17 protein-coding genes are annotated in these 20,198 nt (G+C 71.8%); 6 read left to right on the forward strand and 11 right to left on the reverse strand.

From position 1 onward, the window contains the following. Window positions 1–60: 60 nt before the first annotated feature. The 9 genes from TR50_RS18460 to TR50_RS18500 are packed head-to-tail and all read right to left on the reverse strand — an operon-like array spanning window position 61 to window position 9,770. Window positions 61–948 (reverse strand): hypothetical protein, encoded by an 888-nt coding sequence (locus TR50_RS18460; RefSeq protein WP_042422269.1) that lies wholly within the window; start codon window positions 946–948, stop codon window positions 61–63. Further along, window positions 945–1,553 (reverse strand): hypothetical protein, encoded by a 609-nt coding sequence (locus tag TR50_RS45565; RefSeq protein ID WP_152648472.1) that lies wholly within the window; start codon window positions 1,551–1,553, stop codon window positions 945–947. Before TR50_RS45565 ends, TR50_RS18460 begins: the two co-directional genes overlap by 4 nt. Then, the gene (locus TR50_RS18470; RefSeq protein ID WP_063775097.1) at window positions 1,550–2,668 is read right to left on the reverse strand and encodes a C40 family peptidase; all 1,119 of its coding nucleotides are present in this window, start codon (window positions 2,666–2,668) and stop codon (window positions 1,550–1,552) included. Before TR50_RS18470 ends, TR50_RS45565 begins: the two co-directional genes overlap by 4 nt. Beyond that, window positions 2,665–3,363: a hypothetical protein gene (locus TR50_RS18475; protein WP_042422272.1), complete on the reverse strand. Its 699-nt coding sequence runs from the start codon at window positions 3,361–3,363 to the stop codon at window positions 2,665–2,667. The genes TR50_RS18470 and TR50_RS18475 overlap by 4 nt, the downstream gene beginning before the upstream one ends. Further along, on the reverse strand, window positions 3,345–5,138 hold the full coding sequence (locus TR50_RS18480) for a hypothetical protein (RefSeq protein ID WP_152648473.1): 1,794 nt from the start codon (window positions 5,136–5,138) through the stop codon (window positions 3,345–3,347). The genes TR50_RS18475 and TR50_RS18480 overlap by 19 nt, the downstream gene beginning before the upstream one ends. After that, window positions 5,135–7,753 carry an ATP-binding protein gene (locus TR50_RS18485; protein ID WP_042422276.1) on the reverse strand — a complete coding sequence of 873 codons (2,619 nt, stop codon included), beginning with the start codon at window positions 7,751–7,753 and terminating at the stop codon, window positions 5,135–5,137. The genes TR50_RS18480 and TR50_RS18485 overlap by 4 nt, the downstream gene beginning before the upstream one ends. A gap of 6 nt (window positions 7,754–7,759) precedes the next feature. Beyond that, on the reverse strand, window positions 7,760–8,395 hold the full coding sequence (locus TR50_RS42650) for a hypothetical protein (protein WP_052441083.1): 636 nt from the start codon (window positions 8,393–8,395) through the stop codon (window positions 7,760–7,762). Further along, window positions 8,392–8,709: a hypothetical protein gene (locus tag TR50_RS18495; RefSeq protein ID WP_042422279.1), complete on the reverse strand. Its 318-nt coding sequence runs from the start codon at window positions 8,707–8,709 to the stop codon at window positions 8,392–8,394. The genes TR50_RS42650 and TR50_RS18495 overlap by 4 nt, the downstream gene beginning before the upstream one ends. Before the next feature lie 59 nt (window positions 8,710–8,768). Beyond that, complete coding sequence (locus tag TR50_RS18500) at window positions 8,769–9,770, reverse strand: conjugal transfer protein (protein ID WP_052441084.1); 1,002 nt, start codon at window positions 9,768–9,770, stop codon at window positions 8,769–8,771. A gap of 506 nt (window positions 9,771–10,276) precedes the next feature. Here TR50_RS18500 and TR50_RS18505 point away from each other — a divergent pair. Further along, complete coding sequence (locus tag TR50_RS18505) at window positions 10,277–10,456, forward strand: hypothetical protein (protein ID WP_042422280.1); 180 nt, start codon at window positions 10,277–10,279, stop codon at window positions 10,454–10,456. A 611-nt stretch (window positions 10,457–11,067) separates the two neighbouring features. On the opposite strand, the gene TR50_RS18510 is transcribed toward TR50_RS18505, so the two are convergent. Next, window positions 11,068–11,586, reverse strand: a complete 519-nt coding sequence (locus TR50_RS18510) for a hypothetical protein (protein WP_152648474.1) — start codon at window positions 11,584–11,586, stop codon at window positions 11,068–11,070. A gap of 177 nt (window positions 11,587–11,763) precedes the next feature. Here TR50_RS18510 and TR50_RS18515 point away from each other — a divergent pair, with 177 nt between their 5' ends. Beyond that, window positions 11,764–12,570, forward strand: coding sequence for a hypothetical protein (locus TR50_RS18515; protein WP_042422285.1), 807 nt, complete (start codon window positions 11,764–11,766; stop codon window positions 12,568–12,570). Between the two features lie 101 nt (window positions 12,571–12,671). Here TR50_RS18515 and TR50_RS18520 read toward each other — a convergent pair whose 3' ends face one another. Next, complete coding sequence (locus TR50_RS18520) at window positions 12,672–13,604, reverse strand: hypothetical protein (RefSeq protein ID WP_042422287.1); 933 nt, start codon at window positions 13,602–13,604, stop codon at window positions 12,672–12,674. Window positions 13,605–13,879: 275 nt separating this feature from the next. On the opposite strand from TR50_RS18520, the gene TR50_RS18525 reads away from it, so the two are divergent. From TR50_RS18525 to TR50_RS48915, 4 genes are all read left to right on the forward strand, one after another. Continuing rightward, a complete protein-coding gene (locus tag TR50_RS18525; RefSeq protein WP_052441085.1) occupies window positions 13,880–16,516 on the forward strand; it encodes a type IV secretory system conjugative DNA transfer family protein in 2,637 nt (878 codons plus the stop codon). Then, window positions 16,513–17,409 (forward strand): replication-relaxation family protein, encoded by an 897-nt coding sequence (locus TR50_RS18530; RefSeq protein WP_042422289.1) that lies wholly within the window; start codon window positions 16,513–16,515, stop codon window positions 17,407–17,409. The genes TR50_RS18525 and TR50_RS18530 overlap by 4 nt, the downstream gene beginning before the upstream one ends. Next, window positions 17,406–17,861: a helix-turn-helix domain-containing protein gene (locus tag TR50_RS47920; protein WP_052441086.1), complete on the forward strand. Its 456-nt coding sequence runs from the start codon at window positions 17,406–17,408 to the stop codon at window positions 17,859–17,861. The genes TR50_RS18530 and TR50_RS47920 overlap by 4 nt, the downstream gene beginning before the upstream one ends. Window positions 17,862–17,956: 95 nt before the next feature. Then, window positions 17,957–20,029, forward strand: coding sequence for an IS1634 family transposase (locus TR50_RS48915; protein WP_236654470.1), 2,073 nt, complete (start codon window positions 17,957–17,959; stop codon window positions 20,027–20,029). Window positions 20,030–20,198: the final 169 nt, after the last annotated feature.

Here is a 20,198-nt window from a genome sequence, read left to right on the forward strand (position 1 = left end):
CCGTCAGCTCTTGTTGTGCAAGTCGAAGGAGGCGCGTCGGGTTCCCCGGATTGCCGGAAATCACCCGGTAAGGTGACAAGCGCTGATGGCACATGACACCTCTTGCGCGCTTTCCATACCGCAGCTGATGCCCCGCCACACCTGATTGCTTCCTCCGACTGGGGACCACCAGGGCGCAGCTTCAACTCCCGCCTCCGCGACCGCGTCAACGTCAACCACGCCGATGGGCACGGTGTCGATCAGGTGCTGCACGCGGGGGTCCGCGCCGGCGGCTTCCCAGAAGGCGTGCCCCAGGACGTTGACGTCTGAGCTGGGAGGGACAGCGATAAGTAGGAGGGGCGCTCTGCCCAGCCACCGACGCCATGGGCCAATCGCTGGGTGATCGCTTTCAGCTGCGGCCAGATGTGAATAGAGGTGCAGCCGCTCGGTGACTGCTGCGGGATCACGCTGCTCCGTCCATAGGTCGACCAGCGCGTTCACGGGTTCAAGGCCCCGTGGTCCGTAGGTGAAGCTCTTCATCGCGGCCGTCGGGCGGACCTCATGGCAGCGTCCAGAGCCGTCCCGGGAGCGCAGCCGAGGTTCGGGCTCCCACTCGAAGGGGGCGTCGCCGAACGCTGCTCGGTGGGCCCGGAGGAACGACAGTGCCAGAGAGGTCACAGCCTCGGCTCGCGCGCCCCGGCCTGGGGCGGCCGCGGTGGTGATCGGATTTCCTGTGCCGAGCCCGAAGGCGCCGGCTTCGGCGCGCGCGACGGCCAGGCCCTCCTCGGTGAGCAGCCACAGGCCATCGAAGCGGGCCACGAGCTGTTGATCGTGGAGAGCCTGAAGTCGGTCGTCCAGGAGTTGCCGGCTTGTCGGGCGCTCCTCGCACAGCAAGGCCAGCAGCTGGTCCGCGTTGGCGGCCTGCCGTCGCAGCAGTCCTGTGAGGATGCGGCTGGTCAGCTTCGTCATCGGACCGGCTCCCAAGCTCCGTCGCCCCGCTTCACGAGCGCGACGGTTCCAGGCAATCCGACTTCGGGATCCCCCGCAGGGGACGTGCCAGCCCAGATCAACGTCACCGTTGCCCGCCCCGGGCCCGTGGCGTGCGCGCTGGCGGCTTGGATGCGGACGCCGCTGTAGCCGGAGGTGCCGGAGGTGGTGAAGTAGCCCGGCCACTGGTCCCGGCTCCGGCCGGTGACGTCGGCGAGCCAGACGGCGCGCCCGAGTTGGTCCAGCCGCTGTTCGACCCGGGGTGGCAGGTTGTGCGGGCTGTGCGCGTCGAGCATTGCCTGGACCAGGTGGTCGCCGCCCGGACCGTCATCCGGTGCCAGCACGTTCGTGGGGAGCGCTGACGGTCTTGCGGCTGCGGTGTCGGTACTGCCCGCCTCCGTGGCCGGGGCGACAGGAGGAGTGGGGGCAGCCGGCGACGACGTTGCGGCTGCGGCAGGTGCGGTCGCGACCGGAGCTTTGGTGGCGGCACCGTGAGCACGCGGCCCGGCTACGGGGCCGCCGCTCAGAAGCAGCAGCCCGGCCGCGGCCAGCGCCGCGCTGAGCGTGAGAATCTGCGAGGTCTTCACAGGATCTGGGTCCCTCCGGCGAACGTGGATGCCTTGATGTCGACGGGCTGCTCGAGGACGCCTTCACCGGGTCTTGGGGCAGCGATCTGCATGCCAGCGCCTGCGTATATGGCGACGTGATAGATGGAGGCGTCGTCGCCGGGGATGTAGCCGTAGAAGATGAGGTCGCCCGGGCGCAGTGCGCCGAGGCCTGCGGAGGCGGGGATGCGGCGGCCGACGCCGGCCTGCTCGGCGGCGGTGCGGGGCAGGGTGATGCCGACCTGGGCGTAGGCGTACAGGGTCAGGCCGGAGCAGTCGAAGCCGGTGATGCGGCTGCCGTCCTGGCCACCGGGGGAGCAGCACTGTCCGCGAGTGGGGCCTGTGGCGTTGCCGCCGCCCCAGGAGTAGGGGACGCCGAACTGCGCCATGGCCGCGCGCAGCACGATCGCCGCCTTCCCGGATGCCGGGATGGTGGAGGTGACAGAAGCGAGGGCGTCGTACTGGGCGATCGCGGCCTCGACCTGTTGGACGTAGGCGTCTGAGTGGTTGTAGGCGAGCAGGGCTGCCGCGAGCTGGGCGGGCTGGGTGAGGTCGCGGCCGTTCCCGCACAGGTACACCGCCGCGGTGAGCGCTGCGTCGAAGGCGTTGTCCGGGTCCGGCGCCGCGCCGGTGCCGCGGGCGTTGACGCCGGTGGACAGCCAGGTGGCGGGCATGAACTGGAACAGGCCGACCGCGCGGGCGTAGTGGCTGCCCGCGTCGAGCTGCAGCTCGGCTGCGGTGGTGTTGACGACCGCGGTGGTGTTGCCGCCGGCGCCGGTGCCGTCCAGGAGCGGCCCGTAGATGAGCGGGGTGATCTCGCCGTCCGCGCTGATCTGGTGTCCGGCGGCCTGGGTGGTCTCCACTTCCGCGACGCCGGCCAGGATCTCCCAGCGCATGCCCTGGCAGGCGGGCACCAGGTCGTGCACCTTCTGGGCGGCCAGGGTGTAGGCCTGGCCGAGGACCGGGGGGAGGCCGGCGACCCCGGCCGCCGACCCGCCGGTCGTGGTGGCGGAGCTGTCGGCGGCCAGGCCGAGTGGCAGCACCATCAGCGACAGGCCGACCAGCGCTACGAAGCCCAGCAACAGCAGCTTCTTCACGTGCCGTCACCACGGGTCTCGCCGCGCGCTTCGCGCTGGGCGTGGCGCAGAGCGTGCAGGATCTCCGCCCGGGCCCGCTCCTCCCTGCTCGCTGTCTGGCTGTAGGAGCGGTCCGGTCGCACCGAGCTCGGGCCGGATGCGGCGGTGCTGGTTCCCGTGCGCAGGACGGCCGCGGTGGCGGTGTTGACTGCGGCACGCTTGGTGGCTTCTGCTGCGGGTCGGCCGTAGACGTCGGCGGCGACGTGCAGGCGCATCCCTGCAGCGGCGGTCGCACGGCCGGTTGCTCGGGCACCGGTGGCGGCGCCGTGAGCGACGGGCCGCCAGTCGCTGGCCCAGAGGTTGACGGCCTCCAGCTTGTAGTGCTGGTACTGGCCCTTGGCTTCGCGGCCGACGGCGCCGATTCCTTGGCGGGTGTGCCGGATCGTGGTGGGCAGCCGGAACGTGGCGCCCCATGCCAGCTTGCTGGCGCCGAGGATGGTCCGGCCGCCCCGGGTTTGGATGAGGCGGTTGTGCAGCCGGGAGCCGGCCGGGAGCCCGCCTCCGAGGCCCGGCTGGATTCGGCGGGCCTCGAACTCCTCCGGGGTCAGCGCCCTGCCCTTCCAGGCGTGGTGGACCCCGCGGACGGCGAGGACGGCCGGGGCGAGGCCGTGGGCGGCTTCGCGGCCGATGTCGCCGATCAGCCGGCCCGGGTGCATGGGTGCGCCGGGGATGTCGGCCAGGGCGCGGGCGCTTGAGAGCAGGCGTAGCCGGACGCCATGCCGCCGCCTGCGCCGCTGGCGGCGAGGGCGCCGGCGATGACCTGGCCGGTGCGGGTGGCGTCGTCGCCGGAGCCGGAGCCGCCGATCCTGGCCCAGCGCAGTCGGTTCGCGAGCCGGGAGCCGGCGGTGGAGGCGCCGGCCATGATGCGGCGGTGGAAGCCGAGTGCGACGACGGCGACCAGGTCGACGAAGAACATCTTCGTGATCAGGTCCTGCCCGCTTCCGGCGAGCAGCGCGGAGCAGGTGAGTCCGAAGACGGGCAGGAAGATGCTGGCGGCGAACAGGACGAGGATTGAGGTGACGAAGGAGCCGAGCCACCGCCACAGCACGCCGCGGCTGGGGCCCGGGAGGATCGCCCACACCAGCGCCGGGTAGTCCAGTGCCGCGAGGAGCGCGTCGGCGGCCTGCGCGGCGAACAGCGCGAGGACCATCGCGACGATCATCAGCAGCAGGACCAGGGCGGCGAAGAGGAGCAGCATCGCGCCGAAGACGCGGTCCCACGATGGTGGGGCGACGTAGGCGGAGATGGCGGGGTCGATGTCCTTGAAGCGGTCGGCCAGGGCCTTGGTCTGGTCGGTGGTCGAGCCGTTGGTCGGGGTTCCGGCCTGGCAGAAGTGCTTGGCCAGGCCGTAGAGCTTGTCGCAGTTCGCGCCGCTGGATCCGGAGCTGGTTGCGTTTCCACTGGAGCCCATCTGGCACAGGATTTTGGTGGCGCCGGACAGCTGGTCGCAGCGACCGGTGCCTTGGAGGCACCAGATCTTCGTGCCGCCGGACAGGCCGTCGCAGCTCGGGGTTGGGCTGGTGGTCTGTTGGCCGAGCTGGCAGGCCTGCGCGGCCATGCCGACCAGGCCCTCGCAGGCGTGCGGGTTGGCGGGGGTGCCGCCGCCGGTGGGGCCGCCGTTCATGGCGACCGAGGCGAGGTAGGTGTCGTAGGCTTTGTCGTCCTTCGGGATGGGGCGGCCGAACTGGAGCAGTTGGTAGGGCTCGACGACGAAGGTGGACGTGAGGGTCTGCTCCAAGGGCCCGGAGATGCTCGCCGGGTCGACCGTCGCCGGCGGGGGCGCGCCCTGGTTGGTGGTGATGGACGCGACCTCGAGGGAAGCTTGGCGGGCCTGGTCCAGCAGCCCACCCGAGCCGAGGACGACGTCCGGGCGCAGCATTCCGGCGGAGGCGACGCCGACGATGAGCAGGGTCAGAGCCAGTTCGCCGAACGCGCGGCCGGTGCGGCCGCGCAGGAACATCACGGAGCAGACCACGACCGCCCAGGCGAGCAGCATGCCGGGCAGGCCGAGCTGGTCGACGACCCAGGTGCGGTACCCGTCCGCGAGGGCCTGCGACTTGGCGGCCATCATCTTGGTGACGGGGAAGCTGTAGGCCCAGTGGATCAGCCAGCACTCCAGGCCGACGATGATTCGCACCAGGGCGAAGCACATCCCCATCAGGTAGGACTGGGCCTCCTGCTGGAAGTCGGTGACGCCGCCCGGATCGGAGACCAACTGGTAGTGGTCCAGCGGCACGCCCTCGGAGGAGGGCACGTTGAACGGCGCGAGCATCCCCCCGTTCGCGCTGCCGCCATCGGTTCCGGCAGCTGCTGCGGCCTGGGCGTTGACGAGAACGAACGAAAGAGCCGTGGCGAGCAGGAGCCCTACCTGCCGGATCCTCCACCAGATGGGGCGCGCGCTGAGAAGGCGCCGGAGCAGACGCTGTGTCATCCCCGCGCTCCGCTCAGCTGCGCCAGCGCCATGCCACTGTCGGTTCCCGGCGGGGTGGTGTGGATCTTCGCTTCGATGCGGGCGAGCGGGGGGATCTCGATGCGCACCCGGCCGATCCGGCCGGCGTTGTCGCGCAGCAGGCACTCGCCCTGCCGATCGCCCTGGACCTCTTCCTGCCGGTCTTGCGTGCCGCCGGGCGACAGGCCGGTCACCGTGTCGAGCAGCTGCGGGTCCGCACCGTCCAGGCCGAGGAAGTCCAGGGAGCGGCGGGCCAGGGCGGAGTCGGTGTGCCGCATCACCACCTTGTAGCCGAGCAGCCCGCGGGTGGTCTCGTCCCCGAGCTCGAGCGGGTCGTGCGAGCCAAGTCCCACGCCGGCCTTGTGCTTGCGGCCGTCGTGGACGATCTCGTGGACCAGGTTCGCGCCCTCGGTGGAGGAGGTCAGCCAGTAGCACTCGTCGACGTTGATCCACCCGAACCGGTCCGGCCGCTTGAACGCCACCTCACGGGCGACCGCCGCGACCAGGTACAGCACCGCGCGCCCGATCAGCGCCTCCAAAGGTTGCTGGGCCAGGAGCTTCGGGTCGGTCAGGGCCTCCTTGGAGGGGAGCAGCAGGCCGGAGGTGGTGAACACGACCATGTCGCCGGTCAGGTCCTGCCACCGAAGCGCCGGCAGGGCGGGGTCGAACACCATCTGCCCGAACCGGTCCTCGGCGACGATGGACAGCATGTCCGCCAGCTGCGCGGCCTCCTGCGCGCGACGGCTCGACTGGTCCTCGCCGGCCAGCGCGCTGAGGTAGTCCAGGACGGCGCGCATGCTCGGTGCGTCGGAGGCAGCCACGTGGTGGACCGCGTGAGACAGCAGCGCCCCGGCGGGGGACATGGCGCCGACACCGAGCTGGAGGGTGAGGTAGCTGATCGCCCACCGCGCCCCGTCCGCGGCCGGGAACAACCGCAGCGGGTCGATGCTGACCGTCGCGGTCGCGGCGTCCACGATCTGCGCCCGGCCCTCGGTCGCCGCTGTGGCGAAGGCGGCCCATTCCCGCAGCGGGGTGCGGTCGATGATGATGGCCTGCCCGCCGCGGTCCACCACCGCGATCGACAACGCCTTCTGCACGATGCTCTTGCCCGACCCGAGCTCACCCACCACCCCCAGCGAGGCGGACCGGTTCCGGCTGGGGGCGCCGGCGAGGTCGATCAGAACGGGCAGCGCGGTGCCGCTGTCGAGGCTGAACCCGGCCAGCGCGCCGCGCTCGTCGCCGAGCTCGATGCTGGTCGCCGCTCCCCGGAGCGCCCAGTCCCCGGACAGTTCGTGCTGACGGAACTCCCGCAACCTGGGTGAGGCGACCGCGCCGGGCAGGGAGAGGGAGAAGAGGGTCTCCTGGCTGCCGACCGGGCGCACGATCTGGTAGTTCAGCCCGGTGAACGCGCCGGCCAGGGTCCGGGCGCGCTGCTCGACCTCGCCGGGGGTGGTGGCCCACACGGTCAGCGCGGTCACCGACTGGATCTCGACCTCGCTGGTGGTCTGCTCCAGGCGGCTGCTCTCCTCACCCAGGTCGCCGGCGGCGTTGTAGATGCTGTCCGGCAACCCGGAGGTCTCCGCCCCGTACTGATCGGCCTGGTCCACCAACTCGCGTTTCTTACGCCGCACCGAGATCTTCGCCTTCTCCGACGCAACCACCGCCAGGTCGATGACGTAGTCGACCGGGAACGGACACACCTCCAGCTGCGCGAGCACATCCGCCGACCCCGCCGCAGCTGCCGCGGGCTGCTCGGCGACCACCAGCTGCGCCTGGTAGGAGGTCCCGGCTTCGCTCTCCACCTCCAGCCACCGCCGCGAGATCAGCGATGTCCCGTCCGCGCGCCGAAGCCCCCGGCCCTGGCTCTTCATGCGGTCCCTGGAGGTGTTGTCGGTCGGGGCGGGACGGCCGCCCTCGGTGAGCCGGACCTGTCCCAGCTCCAGGTAGGACGGAGAACGCAGCGTCCCGCCGATGATGCGGCCGCCGCCGGTCGGGGCGTGCTCGGCCTCCAGCAGCAGCGGCTCCGCCAGCCCGCGGCTGATCGCGTGACGGCACATCCACACGATCTCTGCCGGGCGCGCGGGGCGCAGCGCGGGGCCGGAGGCGAGGGTCGCGGCCAGGTGGCGGGCCTGCTGCCGGTAGGCGGCGACCTCCTGCTCGGTGACCGGCACCGGGGCCAGCCCGAGCAGGTCGGCGACCTCCGTCCACGTCGCCGACAGCTGACCCGCCCAGGCGGCCTGCCGGGTCGGAGCCTTGAGCGGGACGGCCAGCCAGTGCGTGCGCCGGTACATCTCATCCCCGGCGAGCAGCGCGAAGCAGGCCTCCGCGGTCTCCTCCCAGGCGGGGTGCCGGTCCAGGTCGACGCCGTCGACCATCCGGCCCACGACCTCGCCCGCGTCGATGCGCGCGGCCAGCCCGTACCAGCGCGGCGCACCCTCCAGTTGACGGACCATCGACGTCAGGCGGGAGGTCAACTCCGCGCGGGCCCGGGCGGGGGCGTAGCGGCCGGTGGTCGCGGACACGCGGAAGACGGCCCACACGGTGCCGGAGTTTGACCAGAGCAGGTTGTCGACGATGTGACGGATCGGAACACGCATCTCGGGTCAGGACCTCTCGGATGTCCGGGCGCCGGCCTGCTCCAGCAGCAGGTCCAGCGGCGAGCGGGGAACGGCGGGGGCCTTCGCCGTGGCGGCCGGTGCCGTGTTGGGGCGTGACAGGCCAGGGGGGCGCCCGCCTTCGGGCCGGGTGGACGGCAGTGGCCGGCCGGCCGGCGGTCGGCCGCGTCGGCGAAGGGCCGAAGGTGCCCGCAGCGGCTGCCGCGCCGGCGCAAGATCGGTGGGCGGCGCGGTGCCGGTCTCGGTGAGGAAGAAGCCGCCGTCCAGCCGGCTCGTGGCCCGATCGCGGGCGGGGCGGCCGCCGATCCGCCCGCCCCGGGGCTGCACGAGGAGCAGGACCCAGCCCCACACCGCGGCCTCCGGCACGCGGCCGCCGATCCGCGCGCAGCGCGCCGCCCACACCGCGACACCGAGCCCGAAGACCGGCAGCGGCCCGAAGACCGGCCACCACAGCGGGATCGTCTTGCCCAGCACCAGCAGGCCGACCCCGGCGACCACGAGCTGCGCCCTGGTGTAGGGGCCGAGCCACAGCCGGATCTCGCCGAGCTTGCCCAGCACCCACGGGTGCCGGCGGGCCCGGGTGTAGGAGCGCGCAACCGGGACCTCGACGGACGCGGTACTCACCGGCGGGCCTCAGCAGCCGTGGCCGGGAGGGTCTGGATCGGGTGGTGAAGCTGCGCCAGGCCGTGGGTGTCGGACTGGAGCTCGTTGGTGACCACGGTGCCCAGCTGGTCGCGGTCGTTGTAGATGCCCAAGCAGACGACAGCGGCCAATGCGACGCCGATGCCGGCCTTGATACTGAACCGCTGGATGATCTTGACGACGACAACGAAGCCGACGATGGCCTCCAGGGCCGGCTTGGCCCACCCGGCGAACATGGCGATCACGTTGTTGCCCAGGTTCTGCAGGGCGCCGGCCACGTACAGGTGCTCGATCACGAAGGGACTCCGTATATAGGGGAGAAGAAGCAGGGAAAGGGGAGAGGCGGGAGGTGCGGTTACGGCGCTGTCGCTGAAGCCGCCACGGACGGCGCCCCGGTCGTGGCCGGAGCCGGCTGCGCGGACAGGGCGGGGCCGGATTCGAGGGCCGCGACCTCCCAGCGCCCCGCCCGCGCCCGCATCCGCAGCGCGTAGCCCAGCGGCCAGGCGCTGCCGCTCTGGTCGGTCGCCGTGACCTGCACCCAGACCTCGCAGCTGGTGCCGTCCGCAGGAACCTGACCGTCCATCCCCGGCCCGCTGACGCTGACCTGACCCACCTGCACCTGCCCGTACAGGGCCGAGGCCGGCGCCGGGATGCGGGCGCCGGGGGAGAGCAGCGCGCCCACGTCGCCCTGCCCGGTCAGATAGGCCGTGGTGAACGCGCCGACCGCGGAGGTGAGCGGCGTTCCAGCGGCAGCGCTGTCCGGGTACAGCGCCTGCGGCACCCCGGCCGGCGTCGGCGCGGCGACCGCGGCCGGCTGGGCGACGACCGCCAGCGACCCGACCCCGACACCGGCCTGGTCCATCTGGACCGGGACCGCGTAGTACCGCACCGCCGCCTGGCTCGCGGTGTCGCTCTCACACCCCACGACGACCGACCAGTAGCCCGCACTGATCTGTGCGCTGTGCACCGCTGCGCACTGCGCGATGGACACCGCGTTGCTCGGCGAGGTCTGCGCGGTGCGCAGATCGACGTTCGGTGCGAGCGCGCGCAAGGCGGCCAGGTGCGCGTCGTCCGCGTTTCCGTCGGTGCGCAGCCACAGCGAGACGAACAGTTGCGCAAAGCCCGACGGGTCCTGCGCGACGGTCGGCGCGGCCGCGGCGGCAACCGCGTGCGAGGGGGTGCGAGCCGGGACACGAGCGGACGCGCAGGACGCGAACAGGGCCAGCGGGCCGGCGGCGAGTGCGGCCCACACCGTGACGCGGCGTAGCCGTCCCTGGCGCCAGGCCCGGCCGGGATCGACGTCGTCGACGACGTCCTCGGCGAGTTCGTGGGTGGGGGGAGCGGGGGAGTGGGACATCGGGGTCTGCCTCCGGCGGCTGGTCGGGATCTCTGCCCTGACCAAACCCCCGCGAGGTCACCGCTCCGGTTACCAGATCCACCCGCCGAGCATCACGAAACCGCAACGACAGCGAGATAACCAGTGACCAGCCTGCCTCTGGGAGAAGGTAACCAGTGCCTGCCGCCAGCGCCGGGGCTGACGGCACAACAGGGCGCTGACCTGCGCTGGTGACCCTTCTGGTGACCCGGGATTCGCCGGGTAACCAGCACCTCTGCCCCCGCGATCGCGGCTTTCGGATCCGGGTCCACTACCGGTCGCCCCGGTGTCCACCAAGACCCGGATCTGCTCGCGGCCGGCGGCCAACAGAAGTCGCTCCGCCCTACCCGAGGCGAGGTCCGCACGGCGAAATCGGAGTGTTGGTGGAGCCCTTCTCGACCGCTTGCCTACGCCGCGTCGGCATCGCCGGGCGGCGTGAGCGCCCTCGGGCCGACGTGATCCGTTGTCACGATCCGTGGAGGCTCGCCATGTCCAAGCAGAAGAAGTCCAACGCGAAGAAGTCGCCCAGGCGTCCGCGTCCGTGCCCCGCGATCCGGCCCGGAACGCGCTGGGCCGACCCCGTGCGCACCGTCGCCCTCGGCGTCATCACGAAGTGCGCGCAGACCTACGCGCTCGTCCTGATCGCGCACATCGTCGCCCGGCGATAGCGCGCGCACCATCCGATGCGCACTGCGCAGCACCCAGCTGCGCACCCGCAACGCGGCGGAGAACAACGGTGGCCGGTGCGCAGTGCGCACCGGCCACCACCGCTCACGCGCGCGACAGCGTCAACCGTAGATGTTCCGGCACTGCGCGTACAGGTTCCCCGGCAGCCCGCCTTCCTTGGCCAGCGCGTCGCACGGGGACGGGCCGTGCCGACCCGCTGAGTGGTTCGTGCCACCGTGGTGGTGGGATGCGGCCGTGCCGTGCGCTGCGGCGTGGTGCCGGGCCGGCGCTGGCGGGGCAGGGCGCGGCACTGCGTCCTGCGTGGGCCGGGCGGCCTCGGGTGCTCCCGCTGGCGCGGGTGCGGCGCTGACCGAGGGAGCGGGGGAAGCGGCCGGGCTCGTCGAGGCCGTCGAGGGGGAGCCCCCCGGATCTGCCGGACCGGCCGGCGCATGGAACCCCGCCGCCGGCGAGGCAGAAGCCGAGGTGCTCGGGCTCGCGGCGATCGGCTCGGGCCCGGGGCTCATCCAGTGGCGGTGCGCAGCGCACCCGCACACGCCGGACAAGGCGGCCGCTACGAGCAGGGCCGCCGCAGCGGGGCGCAGGCTGGTGCGGATCATCCGCCGGTCCCCGTGAGCTGCACGATGCGCGAGTCATAGCCGGGGCCGATGGCCGCGGTCAGCACGACGTCGGAGTGGTGCGTGAACGCGCTGACGACGACCTGGTGGTTGGGCCCGCATACCCGCGTGACCGTGTCTCCGCCGGCGTAGAGGCCCCAGTGGGATTCGATCAGCTTCAGCTCGACACAGCCGCCGTACGCCGTGACGGTGCCGCGCACGCGGAACCCGCCGTGCGCGCGCGTGACGTCCAGTTGCGCATGACCCGTGACGGACGAATCGCCTGACGCCGCGTCCAACGAGATGGCCTGGTACTGGCTGATGGCGCTGGCGCTTGTCGCGCCGACCGCGAGGACCGAGGCGGTCATCGCGGCGGACAGGAACTTCGTGCTCATGGAACTCATGCGCTGTCCAACGGGCACGAGCAACGGGCCGACACGCTCGGTCTGGAACCCATCCCGATCGTCCTGGAGGCCTGTTCGGGACTGGTTACCCTCACTGGCCCAGGTCACCGTCAAGGTACCCAGTGCAGGTCAAGGGCCTGATTGCGTTCCAGGCGGGCAGCAGCACAGACCGCGCTGCCAACGGGCGTACGACGTGCCGTTATGGCATCGCAACCGGTGGCCGCCGAACTGGTGACCGTAGCGGTGACCCGCGCGGCATGGAGTGGGGGGCACATCCTGGAGGAGGATTCCGTGTCCGGCATTCCCTTGCTGCTGCCCCAGCCCCCCGCGTCCGTCACGGCGGTGACGCTCTACGTGCTCGTCGGGATCGCGGTCTGCGCGCTGGTGACCTTGCCGCTGCCGGCGCACGGTGCGCCTCCGGGCGGCGACCGGTTCGGCATCGAGCCCGTGCGCGCCCTGGGCGCCGTCATCGCGGTGGTCGTGTGCGTGGCCCTGTGGCCGGCCGCCCTGCTCTGGACGACCACCCGGACCTCGGTCACGCGCGCAGCTGCCGCCCGCGCGCACCGGCCAGCCCGTGCGCGCGCACGGCGCAACACCCAGCGCAGCGCTCCGCGCAGTGCGCTGCGCACCCTGGTGCGCAGCGACGACGAGACTGCTGAGCTGCCGGTGTACCTTGCGCAGCCCACCTGCGTGGGGGACGCTGCCGGAGATGCGCAGTGGGTCGAGGCCGCGGCAGCTCGCGTCGTTGACGCGCTGACGGAGCACAGGCTCCTGGACGCGGTCCTCGGCGCCCGCTCACTGGTGTGGGACGTGGAGTTCGCTTTCGGTCCTAACAGCAGCGAGCTCTGGCACGCTACCGAGCTCCTCGCGCACGTGTGCCACGAGATCGGCGACGACGTCCGTGCGGTACGGCTGTACGCGCGCGCTGCCACGGGCTGGGCGCAGAACTTCGGCGCCGGACACCCCGTCGCGCGTGCGGCCTTCAACCGCGCGACCGCGCTGTGGGCGAAGGCCCGCGCGGCAGGCGCGACGGACTCTGTCACCGCGCTGCTCGTCGCCTCCGTCACCCGGTTGTTCGCCCAGGCGGGGATGCCCTGAGCCACTTGGACGCGGACGGGGTGCACGCTGAAGCGTGATCGACGCGCGTTCATGCCGTACTGCCCCGCTGGTGTCAGCAGCTGCGCAGACCGCGCGGCCGGTCAGCCCAGTGGGATCAGGCGTTCGCCGTTCTGCGGACTGGTCGCATCGTGTCGACGGGCCAGCAGGCCCTGCACGGTGCGTTCGGCATTCCAGCGTGCGGCGGCAACGCTCGCGGTCCGCCCGCCCCTGAACCACAGGCGCTGGCCTTCGCTCCCGGTCCAGCCGACGGACCAGTGCCACCGCTCCTGGAGCCGGGCCTGACTCCACAGCGGCCGGCCCTCGTACTCCTCCGGTTCGATTCTGGCCCACACCAGCCGGTCGGTGTTCGGCACGCGAGCGCTCGTGCAGGCGTGCTCCCCGCCCGGGTGCTGCCACAGCAGCGGCGCGGGCAGCGCGTCCAGCGTGGACAGGTGCGCGATCTGCGCGACCAGGTCGGCGACGTCCCACACCAACGCCAGGACCACCGCGCCGCGCAGCTGCTCCGTCCAGTCCGCGGGGGCATCCAGCAGCAGACGGTCGACCTGCTCCTCGATCCGCTCCTCCTCCAGCTGCTCTTCCAGGGCGAAGTCCTCGAGCGACAGCGCGTCGAACTCGCGGGCCTGGGCGGCTTCCTCCACGAACCCCAGCGCCAGGCTCACCATGTCGTGCGCGACCGACAGCGCGACGCCGACCTCCTGCAACTGATCCGGTGCCAGGTGCTCCAGCAGTGCGTGCAACTGCCGGGCCACCGCCTGGGTTGGCTCGCTCAGCTCCGGATAGGTGACGTCGTCGTACGCCGGTCTGCCCCACACATGGCCCAGCTGCCACAGTTCGGTGAGCTCCGCGACCTCGCCCACCGACGCCAGCTGCTCGGCAAACTCCACTGCGGAGGCGACCAACGCCAGGGCGGTCGGGCTGTCGGCTGCCCCGGGGTATCCGGCGAACCGGCACAGCGCCGCTGCCCGATCCTTCACGGGCCCGAGTACCAGCCCGGCGTTGTCGAACCTGCCCATGGTGATCCCCTTCCCGGACGCTTCGCTCCGTTGATCCTGGCAGAGCCGCCTTCCTGCCCGCACCGGGACTGGTGACCCGTCAGTCCCACTGGTGATCCCCGGTTGTTATCGGCTCGTGATGCTCCGCGAGTGGATCTGGTGACCGGAGCGGTGACCTTGCCCGGGTCTGCTTCCCGTGTCGGATCCCACCGATCCCCACGGAAGGCGACTGTGCATCACAACCCCAACGTCTCACCCGCTTTCGCGACACCCCCGGCCAACCGGGAGTGTGCGCGGTGACCGGGCTGACCACCGAGCTGGTCCGGCTGCTCGTCCGCTTCGCGGTCCTGCTGTGGCACGCCCCCGCATGGGTGGCCGCACACCTGCTGCTCTTCGCGGCCTTCGCGCTGCCGCTCGTGGCAGCCGGCTGGTACCTGCGCGAGCGCCTGATCCGGAAGATCCTCGACCACCGCGTGCGGTACGCCCTGACCCCGGGCCGTTCCTTCGACCCCGGACCTGAGGAGATCATCCGCGGATCGGCCGTGCTGCTGCGCGCCGCACGCTCGGGGCCGTGGTGGGCGCCCGCGACCGCGAAGGCGGTCCGGATCCGGATGCGCGCCGACGGCACCGCGGACACGCCTCTCGCCTACAGCGTCGAGGGTCACGTCAGTGCCCGGCACATACTGTCCACCACGCCGTTCGACAAGGTGACGGTCGAGCGCTGCCGCCCGATCCGCGACCGGATGCGCAAGCACACCCTGCGCGCCGAGTTCGTTCTGCGCGGCGACCCCGCCTCCATGCTGCGCGACGTCCCGCTCCAGCCCGACCCGCTCCAGCCGATCGTCGACGCGGTCGCCGCGGTGCGCGCCGACCTCGGCGACCTGGCCGAGGTCATCCTCGACCTTCAGCAGGTCCCGAACTGGCGCCTGCGCCTCAAGCGCTGGCAGATGATCACCGCCGCGCGAGCCCGCGCGCAGGAAGAGGCACGCAAGGCAACCCGCCGCGCCATCGCCGACACCGACGCCATCGAGGACTCCTTCACCTACCAGCTCGCCCACCTCTTCGACACCGCCACCCACGGCCAGCAGGCCCCGACCCGCAGCATGGCCATGCCGATCCGCCCCCACCCCGTCGACACCCGGCAGGTCTGGGGAAGGCTCGCCAACGACGTCGGCCTGGTCCGCATCCAGCTCCTGGTCCGCTGCGCATCCGACCACAAGGGACGCGCCGAACGCGCCCTCAAATCCCTCACCGCGGCCATGGACGTGTACGGCGGACGCTCCCGCCTGCGCGTCGACGGAACCCGGCTGGGACCCTGGCAGTGGAGCGCCAACCACGTGCTGCGCCGCACAGGATTCGACCGCCGGTGGAACACCGGCCGATTCGCACCTCACACGGCATCCTGGCTGGGCATCACCGAACTCGCCGGCCTGCTCAAGCCCCCGACCAAGCACTGCCGACAGCCGCTCACCGCCGCCGCGCTGCCAGTCTACGAGCTCGGCGAGCCGCTGATGCCGCAGGGCTGGTACCGCGCCCCCGACGGCAGTACCCGGCTGGTCGCCTCGCCACTGGCCGAGTCGCTCTTCTCCGTCTCGGTCGGCAAGGCCTACTACGGCAAGACCACCCGCGCCGTCGTCCAGGCCATCGCCGTCGCCCTCGCCGGCTCCGGAGTGTTCTTCGTCGACCCGCACGCCGACTCCTGGAACGCCGCCGCCCCCTTCCTCGCCGACGACTCCCTGCGCCGCCGGGTCTGGAAGATCGACCTGACCGGGCGCGACGACAACGCCCAGCTGCCGTCCTGGAACCCGATCGGCATGGACGCAGGCCAAAAGGCCCACGAAGTCGCCCGAGCAGCCGTCGACTCCTTCGCGCTCGTCCTGGGCTGGAACGACGTCACCGCCCCCCGCGCGTCGACCATCCTCTTCAAGGCCCTCACCGCCCTGACCGAGATCAACCGCCAGGCATGCGAGGCCGAGCGGCCCGACGCGCAGGCGACGCTCTTCCAGGTCCGCACCCTGCTCACCGAGCCGGCCTTCCGCGAAGCCGTCCTGGCCAAACTCCCGGCCAAGGAAACGGCCTGGTGGACCACCACCTTCGCCGCCTACAACGACGAGGCACTCGCCCCCGTCCTGAACCCCCTGGACCGCCTCGCCGCCGACCCGATCGCCCGCGCCCTGCTCGGCACGCCCACCGGCAAGTGGAACGCACGCACCGCGATGGACCGCCGCAAGATCGTGTGGCTGTGCCTGGGCGGCACCGGCCCCATCCAGCGCCTGCTGGTGAACCTGCTCCTGCGCGACCTGTTCCGCGCCGGATTCTCCCGCGGCGACCTGGCGGAGAAGAAGCGCACCCCCTTCCACATCTGGCTGGACGAGCTGATCTCCCTCGACCAGGCCGGGGCCGGCGGCACCGTCGCCGACATCGTCGAACAGCTGCGCAAATTCGGCATCCGCATGCACGTCCTGGTCCAGCTCCTGGAGCGCATCAACCCGGCCACCCGCGCCTCCCTGCTGCAAAACGCCTCCATCCTCTCCAGCACCGCGGGCTCCCTCGAATCGGTCGGCTCCATCACCGAGCAGTGGCACGGCGCCCTCCAAACCGCCGACGTCGCGCAACTGCCCCGCTACCACCACGCCCTGTCCTTCACCCACCAGGGCAAGCAGCGCGGCCCGCTGACCGTCCGCGGCCCCCAACCAGACGAGGTCTTCCGCTCCCTGCGCAGCCCCTCCAAGGTCGGCGCCCTCGAGCGGGCCAGCACCCAGGCGCTCGGCGCCCGCACCGCCGCCTACACCAACCGGATCGCCGACAAGCAAGCCGACGTCGTCCTCACCTTCCTCACCACGCCCCACGACCAGCCCCCCGGCCGCACACGCCGCCTGCGAGCGGCCACCAACCAGACCACCACGACCACCCAGCCGACGGAGTACCAGTGAGCCACCAGAGCCCGGCCTACCTGCTGCTCGCCTGCATCGCGCAACACCGCATGGCGACCACCGCGCAGCTCCACACGCTCACCGCGCCAGGCCTGCAACCGAACACCACCCGCTTCCACCTGCAGACGCTGCGCAACCAACGTCTGGTCGACCAGGTCTTCCTGGGCCGGCCCAGCTCCCAACGCCTTTGGTACCTCACCCCCACCGGGCGCGACCTGGCCCAGCAACTGCCCGAACTGCGCGACCTGGACCTCCCGCCCGTCCCCGCCGAGCCCGCGCTCGCCGCCCGCCTGCGCGCCGCACACACCGTCGCCGTACTCCGCACCCACCTCGCGTTCCTCACCGACGCCCGCGACCGCGGCGACGACTACGGGCCCCTGGACTGGACCCCGGAGGTCTACCACCGGCTGTCCGAGTCCCGCGGCGAGGCCCTCATCCCGGACGCGCTGCTGCGCTACACCGCCAACCACACCGGCGGCCGCACCCAGCTGCGCGCCTTCGTCGAAGTCGACCGCGCCACCATGAGCAGCGAACGCCTCGCCTCCAAGCTCATGACCTACAGCCGGTTCCTCGACCACACCCCCAGCCCGACCCCCGGGCAGCGCCGAAGCACAGCCGGCAGCACACCGGCCCACCCCACCTGGATGCGCCACTACCCGGTCTTCCCCCGCGTCCTGTTCGTGCTCACCGACGCCTCGCCGACCACGCTGGAGAACCGCATCCACGACCTTCGCGCCATGGCGGCCGGCAACCCCCTGGCCCTGCGCCTGGCCCGCAAGGTCCCACTCGGCGCCGCCGTCCTGGAAGACCTCGAGGAACAGGGACCCTCCGCACCGGTATGGACACCGCTGGCCGGAGACGACACCGCCCCGCGGGGGTGGAGCGAACTGTGAGCACCACCGCACCCTTCGCGCGGATCCGCCGCGGCACCATGGCGGCGGACCGCTTCACCCAGATCGCGAACGACCTCTTCCGCGACCCGCGACTGTCGTTCAAGGCCAAGGGCATCTTCGGGCTCCTCGCCAGCCACCGCGACGGCTACGGCACCACACCCCGCCGCCTGGCCGAGCAGTCCACCGACGGCCTGGACGCCATCAAGACCGGCCTGCAGGAACTCGAGCGGCACGGCTACCTGGTACGGCATCAAGAACGCCGCCCGAACGGCACCCTGGGCCCCGTCGAGTACCTCATCACCGACACACCCGAGCCACTGCCGCCCAGCTCGCTACCGGTGACGGAAAACCCGCCCCCGGTCCCGACCAGCGGAAAAACACGAAACCGCAGGTCGCAGCCGGTGACGGATTATCCGCTAGCCCGGTCCTTCGCACATGACGAGTTCGGATGAACTGACGATGCGACCGGTACCTCGGTGGGGTGCCGGTCGTTGAGTCGGTCGTGCCGATATCTCGTTCACGTCGCTCGCGGGTCCACCGTCCTCGGATGACGGTGGAGTTGACCTCCGTGGTGGAGAGGCGTTTGGGCGCTCTGCCTGCCTCTGCCGAGTTCCTGCGCCGGCTGGACGTGGCCGGGATCGTCGACGGGCTGTGCCCGATCCGGGAGGTCGCGCACCTCACCCACGGCCAGGTGATCGAGGTACTGGTCGCGAACCGGCTGTCCGCGCCCGCGCCGCTGGTGCGGGTGGGCGACTGGGCCCGGGAGTGGGCGGTGGAGGAGGTCTTCGGCGTCGAGCCCGGCCTGCTGGGCGATGACCGGCTCGCCCGCGCGCTGGACGCGATCGCACCGCACCTGGACCAGCTCGTCGGCACGGTGGGCGCACAGGCCATCGCGGAGTTCGGCATCGACGTGTCCCGGATCCACTGGGACATGACCTCGATGTCCCTCTTCGGCGCCCACGAGGACCAGGACGAGCAGTTCCCGCAGGTCAAGTACGGTCATCCGAAGGACCGGCGGGTGGATCTGAAGCAGATCCAGGCCGGTCTCGCGGTCACCGGCGACGGCGGGATCCCGGTGTTCCACCGCGTCTACGACGGCGGCGCGGGCGAGGTGGCCCAGGTCGTCGGCGCGATGAACGCCCTGCGCAAGATGGCTGACCGCAAGGACTTCCTGCTCGTCGCCGACTCCAAGCTGGTGTCCCACCCGAACATCACCGCCCTGCTGGACGCAAAGGTCGCCTTCATCGCCCCGGCCCCGGCCGCCAAGATCCCCGACCGCGTCTACGCGGCCTTGAACCTGGACGACGCCCGCGTCGTGGACTACGTCCCGGACCGGGACGCGACCAAACCGGCCGGTCAGCGCGAGGCCTATCGCGTCCTGGAGGACACCCACGTCCTGGCCGGCCGCCGCAAGAGCGACCCCGTCCACACACTGCGCCGGATCCTGGTCCATTCCACCGGCAACGCCCGCGGCCAGCAGGCCGCCCGCGACAAGCGCCTGGCCCGCGCCGCGGAAGACCTGAACAAGGTCCAACGCGGAGCCGGCAGCCACTACTACCCGACCGCCGAGAAGATCACCGCCCGGATCGGCGTGATCGCCCGCACGCGCCGCGTCGCCGACTGCCTGCGCACCACGATCACGACCGACACCGAGGGCCGGCCGACCCTGGCATGGCACTTCGACCAGGACATCCTGGACGCCCAGGCCGCCACCGACGGCTGGTACGCGCTCCTGACCAATCTCGCTCCGGAACAGGCCGACGCCGAGGAAGTGCTGCTGCGTTACAAGGGCCAGGCCGTGGTCGAGCGCCGCTACCACGACTTCAAGTCCGCCAGGCCCTCGGCCCTGAGCAGACGATGCGCGGCCTGTATCCCGACGGCCGAGAGGTCCGCCCACCGGCCGAATGATCTTCTACCACCTGGCCGGCCTGATGATCCGGCCCGGCACCGCCACCAGCCCGCCCGCCGTCCTCATCCACCGAGGAGTCCAGGCGCACCTGCTCGAACTCCTCGGCATCGACGAAACCCGCCCCCGCTGGCTGGAGACCTAAATCCCCATCTGCGAAGTCACCGGCTAGCGGCTGAACCGTCAGCGGCTAATCCGACCCCTAAGAACACCAAGACCAAGAACACCAGCAACAAGAAGACCAACCCGACCCGACCCCCCACCCCCGAGGACTCCGGGGACGACCCGGTCGGGAAGCCGAACACCGCCGAACCGACCACCCCGCCGCAAGCCCCGACGCCAGGGCAGGCCCTGCTGTGGGAAGCCGCCGACCGTATCCCGCACCTCACCCTCACCGGCGCCACCGTGCGCCGCCTGGCCCCGAAAGCCGACGAGCTGCTGCACCGGGGCTGGTCCAGGAGCCGGCTGCTGACCGTGCTGACCGCCGACACCGACGACCTCACCCACCCACGGGGAGCCCTTGCCTGGCGCATCGACGACCTGCTCGCCACACCCGTTCCGCAGGAGACAGTGCACCCGGCAGCCCAGCCACAGCGTCCCGCCGACCAAGGAGTCCACCGCGAATGCCCCGGCAACGACGGCCTGTGCGGCCGCCCGCTCACCGTCGGCGAGACCCTGTGCCGCACCTGCGCCGCACCCGGCACCGCGCCGTAGAAAAGCCGTAGCCCGAGGAAGGGAACACGGTAGAGTGGGTCTACCTCCGGTAAGGGTCCAGCGGTCCCAGTCGGCCGGAGAGTGCGGCCGGGGGAGGAAGCCAACCTCCCACCACGATCCCCCAGGGGAACGTGGAACCGGCCGCTTGCCCTTTCCACGGATGGTGCGG

The sequence above is a fragment of the Streptacidiphilus anmyonensis genome (assembly GCF_000787855.1).
GTDB lineage: Bacteria > Actinomycetota > Actinomycetes > Streptomycetales > Streptomycetaceae > Streptacidiphilus > Streptacidiphilus anmyonensis.